We start from the raw sequence: 7457 nt of genomic DNA, 5'->3' as shown, positions 1-7457 counted from the left end.
GCGCCACCCCCGCAACTACCTGGCCTTCCTCGGCCTCGCCGCAGCCATCTGCTGCTACAAACGACTCCTCCGCCTCACCACATAGGACACGGTCTTATTCCGACCCGGAGCGCCGGCGGACGGCTGTTCAAGTTACTGAACAAGACGGCCACTACGCCGTCCCGCAGCACACTCACCAGGTACTGGTGTACAGAGGCGGGGCCGCGTACATCCAGGGAGCGCAGAACGCGTTCCGTATCGGAACACGCACACCACAACGGTAAGAGGCTAGGCCGGATCGCCTTCAGTCAGTCTTGCCGTCCAGGAGCTCCAGCGCCTCCTCCCACCGGAAGCGCTCCGCTCCCCCTCCGGCCTTGGGCCGGTGCGGCTCGTACGACCCGACCAGCACGCCCATCTCCCGCAACTGGTCCAGGCTCCGGCCGTACGCCGGGTGCGCGGCCATGGCGGCGTTCACGTACGGCAGCACGGCCGTCGGGATCCCCATCCCGTACGCCTCGCACAGGATGCCCAGAGCGAGGGTGTCGGCGATTCCGGCGGCCCACTTGTTGATGGTGTTGAACGTGGCGGGCGCGACAGCGATGGCGTCGGCGGGCGGGAGGGGGCGGGAGTCGCCTGGTCTGCGCCAGGCCGAGCGGATCGGGTAGCCGGTCTGGGCCTCGATCGCCTCAGTGTCGAGGAAGCCGAGCGCTTGAGGCGTGGCTATGACGCCGACACCCCAGCCTCGCTTCTGCGCTGCAGTGATCAGCTTGTGGGCGTCGCCCGCGATGCCAGCAGCACAGACGACGACGTACAGGAACGGCTGTGCGGTCACGCGGGGACTCCCAGTCGGCGGCTGAAGTGGTGGAGCTCGGGCAGGGTACGTCGTCGGTCTCGGGCGGCCATGTCGGCGACCAGGTCGCGGACGGCGGGGCGGCGTACGTCCTGGGCGGCGCAGGTCTCGGCGATGCGGAGGGCCTGGTAGCCCTCGGCGAGGCGGCCCTGCTGGCTGTAGGCGCGGGCGGCTTCGACCCAGAGCGCTGCTCGTCGTTCGGGGGCGGGGATGTGTCGGCGCATGAGGGGTGCTGCGGCGTTGAGGGCGATGCCTGCGTCGCCGAAGGACACCGAGGCGCTGACGGCGTGGATCGCGACGTTGGTCGGGCTGAAGTTGGCCCAATCGTCGGGCTGGTCGAGTGCCACGTACCGGGCGACCTCTCGTGCCTCGTCGAGGAACTCCCGGGTGGCGGCGCGATCGCCGCCACGGCTGGCCGCAGTCGCTCCCCGCAGGAGGAGCAGGCCGACGGCGGCGAGGTACTGGGGCGAGTGCCGATCGTAGGAACCGGAGAGCTGGCCCGCGGTGTGGCGGACGAGTGTGACGGCTTGGGCGGTGTGCTTCTCGCGGGTCAGGACGTGGGCGTGGAGGCGGACGCTGGAGGCGAGGACGACGGTATCGCCGGAGCGCTCGGCCTCTGCCATGGCGCGTCCCACCGCCAACCAGGCATTGCCCTGGTCGCCCTGCTTGAGGAGCAGACTCGTCAAGGTCCGGTACGCGGTGGCCAGAAGCCCGGCCGTCTCCTCGGCGTTGCAGTGGTCACCGGCCGCCTCCCGCAGATCGGTGATCAGGCCAGGCAGCATCGCCTCCAGCTCCGCGTAGCCGCAGGTGCAGAAGAGGCGGCGGGCGGTGGTGAGTCTGTCCCGCAGGGGCTGAATCTCTCCGTTCCACGAAGAGGCGGTGGTGGCTCGGGGGCTGGGGAGGAGTGCGCGGACGAGGTCGTCATGGGCGGCGGTGGCGGGCGTGGCCGGGGTCGTGAGGGAGGCGATGCTCGCGGCCAGGAAGGTACGGCGGCGCATGTCTTCTGTCTCAGGATCGTCGGGGTGCGGTGCGGTGGACGAGTCAGCGTCGCTCAGACCGAGGAGGTATGGCGGAATGCGGAGTTCGGCAGCGACGGCGCGTAAAACGCGGATGTCGTCCGTGCCTCGTCCGCCTTCCAGGCGGCTGAGCTTGGACTGGTGGTAGCCCAGGGCGGCAGCGACGTCGTTCTGCGAGCGTCCGCTGAGTTGGCGGGCGCGCTTGATCGTCTCGCCGATCTTCTCGGCTTCGGTCTTCACGTCGGCCATCCATGCCCTTCCGTCCGTGTCGAGCATGCCCGTGCGGGCGAGCGTATGCGAGCCGCACGAGGCCGTCATGCAGCTTCTGCATAGCCGATGCACCACAGGCACAGGCCATCGTGAACACGGCGCGTTCCACGGTTCCTTGGGCTGGTCGATCCCATCCCTGGAGGCCGCTCGTGGAAGCGCATCAGATCACCTTCTCCGTTCTGCCGACGCCGGCTGCCGTGACCATGGCACATCGGCATGTGCGGGACACCGTCCAGGACTGGACGGATACGTCCCCGGATTCCGGCGTCGCCCACACGGCCGAGGTGGTGTTCAGCGAACTCGCGACCAACGCGATCCGGTTTGCCAAGCACCACCCGATCCCCGTCGCCGTCCGGCTGACCGGTGCGGTGTTGCGCATGGAGGTCCACGACCGCGGCCCCGCGTTGCCCGCCCCGACGCTGCCGGACGACGACAGCGAGGGCGGACGCGGCCTCTTCCTCGTCGGCGTGCTGGCCGACCGCTTCGGAACGACACCCACGAACTCCGGCAAATCCTGCTGGGCCGAGATCGACATAGTCGAGCCTTCACCCGTCGCGGCCACGACCACCGCATCCCTTCCCGTGCAGAGGAGTTACACGTGAGCACCCGCGTCCCCGCCCTCACGGCCCAGGTGATCGCGATCCGGCCCGGCCGGCCCCTCGCCGGCGCCGTGACCGTCGACGGATCGAAGAACGCCGCGCTTCCCCTGATCGCCGCCGCAGCAACCCTCCTCCGCCCCGTGCAGCTCAGCAATGTCCCTGCCAGCTCCGACGTCCAGACCCTGCTGGACCTGTTGCGGCAGGCCGGTTGGAACACTGCGCAGCTGGTCGGCGACCGTCACACCGCGCTGGTTCTCCCCGCCGACTCCGCGCCGCCACTCGACGGGCTGGGCGAGCAGGCGTCTCGCATCCGGGCCTCGTACTACCTCGTCCCCGCCTTCCTCCCGCTGCACGGCCGAGCCCGGCTTCCCTGGCCGGGCGGTTGCCGGATCGGCGACCGGGGCATGGAGCAACACTTCAAGGTCTACGAGAGCTTCGGTGACCGAGTCCGAGTGGACGACAAGGGGTATGTCGTCGAGGCAGGCAAGCCCGTCAGGGGCACCGTGTCTTTGGTACTGCCGTTCCGTTCGCGTGGGGCGACCGTCGTCGCGATCCTGCGGGCGGTGGCCGCGGGTACGCCGCTGTGTCTCGGGCAGCCGAACCTCTCGCCGGAGGTGCTCTGTGTCCTGAACGCCCTGTCGTCGGTGGGCTACGAGTGCCGTTCCGGCGAGCGCGTGCTCACGATCGTCCCGCCGTCGCCTATCTCGGCGGACGCCGCCGCCTGGAAGGTTCCGGGGGACAAGATCGAGGCCGGAACGCTGGCCTGTGCCGTGGCCGCGACCGGCGGTACGGCACGGATCGACGGCGTCCACGCCCCTGACGTCACGCCGCTGATCGCCGCCCTGCACAAGATGGGCATCCCTACGGCCGAAGAGTCCGGGGCTCTCGTAGTGCACGGTCAGGAGACCCGGCCGACCGGCCGACCTCTTCGAGCGCTGGCAACCCTCGCCCCCGGCGGCCTGGACGCCGACTTCGAGCCGCCGCTCCTCGCCCTGGCCCTCGGATTCCCCGGCACCCACCTCTTCTCGGACCCGATCAACCCCGGGCGCCACGGCAACCTCATCCCGCAGCTCGTCCGCCTAGGCGCCACCATCACGGAAGTCTCCTCCACCGAGTGCCGGCTCACCGGCCCGCAGCGCCTGACAGGATCCGGGGTCGAGGCAACCGACATCCGCACCGGCTCCGCCCTGATGGTCGCCGGGCTCACCGCACGAGGCGTCACCACGCTCGGCGGAGTCGACCAGCTGCGCCGTGGACACGCCGACCTCCCCGGCAAGCTCCTCGCCCTGGGAGCCGACATCTGCGAGGTCACCCCGTGACCACCACGAGACGCCTACAGCGGATCATCGCCACGACCGACTTCCACTCGGCCTTCGACGCCGCCCTACCGATGCTCACGTATTTGCACTCCGCGCGGCACGACAGCCTCGTCGTGGACTGCGGAGACTTCTTCGAGGGCACCGGCTACTACCGGCTCAGCCACGGGCGGATCGAACGAGACGTCCTCGTCCACCTCTACGACGCGATCGCCCCGGGCAACCACGGCTGGGCTCACCACTTCGAGCCCGAGCTTCACCGCATCACCGTGTGCGCGAACGCCGTCGACGACCGCACCGGCAAGCCTCTCTTCCACCCGGTGCGGCTGGTACACATCGGCATGCGACGAGTGGCGGTCACCGGCGTCATCGGCCCCCAGGCGTTCAACGCCGTCCCGGCCGAACAACGGGCCGGCCACCGTGTCATCGAGCCGGTCCGGGCTCTGCGAGAGCTGATGCTGGCCCACCACCACGAGGCCGACTCGTGGGTCGTGCTGAGCCACTCCGGGTTCGACGAAGACCTCAAGCTGGCCGAGTCCTGCCCGTTCCTCGACGTGGTCTTCGCCGGGCACTGCCACAGCGACCGACCCGAGCCCGTGCTCGTCGGGGACACTCTGGTCCTCAAGGGGCGGGAGATGGCGGCCGGGTACGCGCTCGCCCAACCCCTGGGCGCCAGCTGGGCCGCCCAGATGGCCGACTTCCCGCCTGCGACGGAGCTTCCCGACGAACTCGCCCCGCTGCGGGGCGCCATCGCCTCCTGTCGGGACGAGCTGCAGACGTCGCTCGGGCCGTTACGGCTTTCCTATCGGAACGGTCCACTGGACCGCCATGCCCTGCTCAAGGATCTCGTCCGCCGCCTCCACGACGGGCTCGGCGCTGGCGCCGTCGTACTGAACGAGACCGCTCTCCGATCCGCCCGGCTTGGGACCACGCTCTTCCAGGGGAATCTCCTGGCCATCGAGCCGTTCGAGAACACGCTCGTCCACGCCCACGTCCCCGACGAACTCGCGACGAACCCGACCGCACTCCTGGCCCGCCTCACTGAGCAGGCCGGCCCGATCGTGTCCGCGCCACATCCCCTGCCCACCCGCGTGCCGACCGTGCTGACCACCAGCTACCTCGCCACCGCCTACCTCGGCGGCCGAACCCGGCAAGCCGGACTGCGCCTCGCCCAGGCCGTCCAGCACACCCTCACCGACGGAGACCCCCGATGATCCTCACCGGCCCCGAGATTACGCAGGCCACGAACGACGGCCGCATCCGCATCTCCCCGTTCGAGACGACCCAGGTCAACCCGAACAGCTACAACGTCCGCCTCGGCGGCACCCTGCTCACCTACGCCTCGGACACGCTGGACGCCCACCGTCCGAACCCGACCGAGCCGGTCGAGATCGGCCCGGACGGCTTCGAGCTCCAGCCCGGCCAGCTCTACCTCGGCCACACCATCGAGGAGGTCGGCTCCGACACCTTCGTCCCGCTCCTCTTCGGCCGCTCCTCGGTCGGCCGTCTCGGCCTGTTCGTCGAGATCACCGCCCCCATCGGAGACATCGGCTTCCACGGCCAGTGGACGCTGATGCTCTCCCCCATCCGCCCGCTGCGCGTCTACGCGGGCATGCGAATCGGCCAGATCATGTTCTTCGTATCGGTCGGGCCCGTGGCCCTGTACGCGGGCAAGTACCAGTCCTCCGCCGGCCCCCAGCCCTCCGCCTACTGGCGCGACCTGGCAGCTCTCGGTGCGGTGGCTTCGTGATCCTCACCGGCCCCGCCATCGCCGCAGCCCGCGCCGCCGGCGAGATCACCATCGAGCCGTACGAGCCGAAAAGGATCTCCCCCAACGCCTACGACTGGCGGCTGGGTGACACCTTGCGCTTCCACGACGGGGCCCTGGATGCGGCCAGGGCGACCGAGTTCAGAGAGGTACCGGTCCCCGAGGCCGGATACGTGCTGCTGCCCGAGGTCCTTTACCTCGGCACGACGTACGAGCGGACCGGGTCGGAGTCGTACGCCCAGTTCCTCAACGGCGACCGGACGATCGGCGCACTCGGCATCTGGGTGCACGTCTCCGCACCACTGGGGCACCAGGGCCACGCCATTCGCTGGACCCTGGAGATCCGGGCGAGCCGGCCGGTCAGGGTGTACCCGCGCATGACGTTCGGGAAGCTGGTCTTCCTCCAGACCCTCGGCGCGGCAGCCAGCTATCAGGACCACGGCCTGAAGTACCGCTCCAGTGAGGGGATCGAGACCTCCCGCCTCTACGAAGAGCTCCCGGGAGGCACCGCGTGAACCCCACCGTCATCACCGCCCTGGACCTGCCCTTCCCGAGTCCCGGGGGCAGCGTCGAGCTCTTCCTGGACCTGTACACCGGTCGCATTCCCCTCATGCCCGCCCGCGCTTTCATGCTCGCGCCCGAGCACAGGGGCCTGCGGTCGTCCGTGCCGGCTGGGCTGCAGCTGGTGCAGGCGCCGGGAAAGTGCCTGACCGGGTATGCGTTCCGCCGCTACGTCGCCACCGTCCAGCGGGCCTTGGTCGAGGCGGTGGATCCGAGCGACGTCGGGGTCCTGCATTTGCAGCACTTGGCCTTCGGCGCCACGCCAGCCCTGCTCAGAGCCTTCCCGAGGCACCCTCGGATCGCCCTGGTCCACGGGACTGATCTCCTCTTCGCAGAAATGCACCCCGAACAGTTGGCCACCCTGCGCGAGGCAGCCTGGGCCGCCGACGCGATCGTGGTGCCGACCGGCGCGATGGCGGACCGACTACTCCTCCTCGCCCCCGACACCCGACGCCGCAAGATCGAGAAGATCCCCTGGGGCATCCCCGACCCCCTCATCGCCAGCCCTCCCCCACGGCTTCGGAACCAGCCCTCCAGCCACCTGCGGATCCTGTACGCCGGCCGCCTCACCCCCGAGAAGGGCTTCGACACCCTGCTTGCGGCTCTCCCCCTCGCCCAATCCTCCGAGCTGTCCATCGCAGCACCACGAGCCGAGTTCCACGCCCTTCGCCCCCGCCTCCACCAGCGCGGAGTACACGTCCACTACCTCGGCTGGCTACGCCGGCCACAGCTCTGGAGGACCTTCGCCGACCACGACGTCCTCGTCATGCCCTCCACGACACTGGAGGCCATGGGCCTCGTGGCGCTGGAAGCCCAGGCATGTGGGCTCCCCGTCCTCTACCAACCCGTTCCCGGCCTCACCGAGGCTCTGGGCGGCACTGGCCTCGCGACCGACTTCGCCGACCCGCACGCCGTCGCCCGCGAACTCGACCGCCTCCGCACCAACCCCGGCCTCCTCCCTGCGCTCCGCGCGGCTGGCGTCACCAATGCGGCCCGCTTCCCCCTGAGCTCCACCGCCGCAGCCCTCGCCGAGCTCGGCAAGCGGCTCGCCTGATCACCCGTGGCGCACCCGCACCAGGGGCGGCCGTCTCACTACGA

Annotated in this window: 8 protein-coding genes; 6 read left to right on the top strand and 2 right to left on the bottom strand. The window is 70.0% G+C overall.

Annotated elements, in window-relative coordinates; translation table 11 throughout:
* Window positions 1-283 precede the first annotated feature (283 nt).
* Window positions 284-811, bottom strand: coding sequence for a flavoprotein (locus ACFVZH_RS37255; RefSeq protein WP_384904611.1), 528 nt, complete (start codon window positions 809-811; stop codon window positions 284-286).
* Window positions 808-2094, bottom strand: coding sequence for a helix-turn-helix domain-containing protein (locus ACFVZH_RS37250; protein ID WP_384904609.1), 1287 nt, complete (start codon window positions 2092-2094; stop codon window positions 808-810). Before ACFVZH_RS37250 ends, ACFVZH_RS37255 begins: the two co-directional genes overlap by 4 nt.
* Window positions 2095-2264: 170 nt before the next feature.
* On the opposite strand from ACFVZH_RS37250, the gene ACFVZH_RS37245 reads away from it, so the two are divergent.
* Genes ACFVZH_RS37245 through ACFVZH_RS37220 form a run of 6 tightly spaced genes read left to right on the top strand, consistent with a single transcriptional unit; the run spans window position 2265 to window position 7413 of the window.
* Entirely contained in the window at window positions 2265-2717 is a 453-nt protein-coding gene (locus tag ACFVZH_RS37245; RefSeq protein ID WP_384904607.1) for an ATP-binding protein, read from the top strand.
* Entirely contained in the window at window positions 2714-4033 is a 1320-nt protein-coding gene (locus ACFVZH_RS37240; protein ID WP_384904605.1) for a UDP-N-acetylglucosamine 1-carboxyvinyltransferase, read from the top strand. The genes ACFVZH_RS37245 and ACFVZH_RS37240 overlap by 4 nt, the downstream gene beginning before the upstream one ends.
* Window positions 4030-5244 (top strand): metallophosphoesterase, encoded by a 1215-nt coding sequence (locus tag ACFVZH_RS37235; RefSeq protein ID WP_384904604.1) that lies wholly within the window; start codon window positions 4030-4032, stop codon window positions 5242-5244. The genes ACFVZH_RS37240 and ACFVZH_RS37235 overlap by 4 nt, the downstream gene beginning before the upstream one ends.
* On the top strand, window positions 5241-5780 hold the full coding sequence (gene dcd, locus ACFVZH_RS37230; protein ID WP_384904602.1) for a dCTP deaminase: 540 nt from the start codon (window positions 5241-5243) through the stop codon (window positions 5778-5780). Before ACFVZH_RS37235 ends, dcd begins: the two co-directional genes overlap by 4 nt.
* Window positions 5777-6313, top strand: a complete 537-nt coding sequence (locus ACFVZH_RS37225) for a deoxycytidine triphosphate deaminase (RefSeq protein ID WP_384904600.1) — start codon at window positions 5777-5779, stop codon at window positions 6311-6313. Before dcd ends, ACFVZH_RS37225 begins: the two co-directional genes overlap by 4 nt.
* Window positions 6310-7413: a glycosyltransferase family 4 protein gene (locus ACFVZH_RS37220; protein WP_384904598.1), complete on the top strand. Its 1104-nt coding sequence runs from the start codon at window positions 6310-6312 to the stop codon at window positions 7411-7413. The genes ACFVZH_RS37225 and ACFVZH_RS37220 overlap by 4 nt, the downstream gene beginning before the upstream one ends.
* Window positions 7414-7457 lie beyond the last annotated feature (44 nt).

The organism is Streptomyces sp. NPDC059534 (assembly GCF_042743475.1).
GTDB lineage: Bacteria > Actinomycetota > Actinomycetes > Streptomycetales > Streptomycetaceae > Streptomyces.
This window is presented reverse-complemented; position numbering and strand designations above follow the sequence as displayed.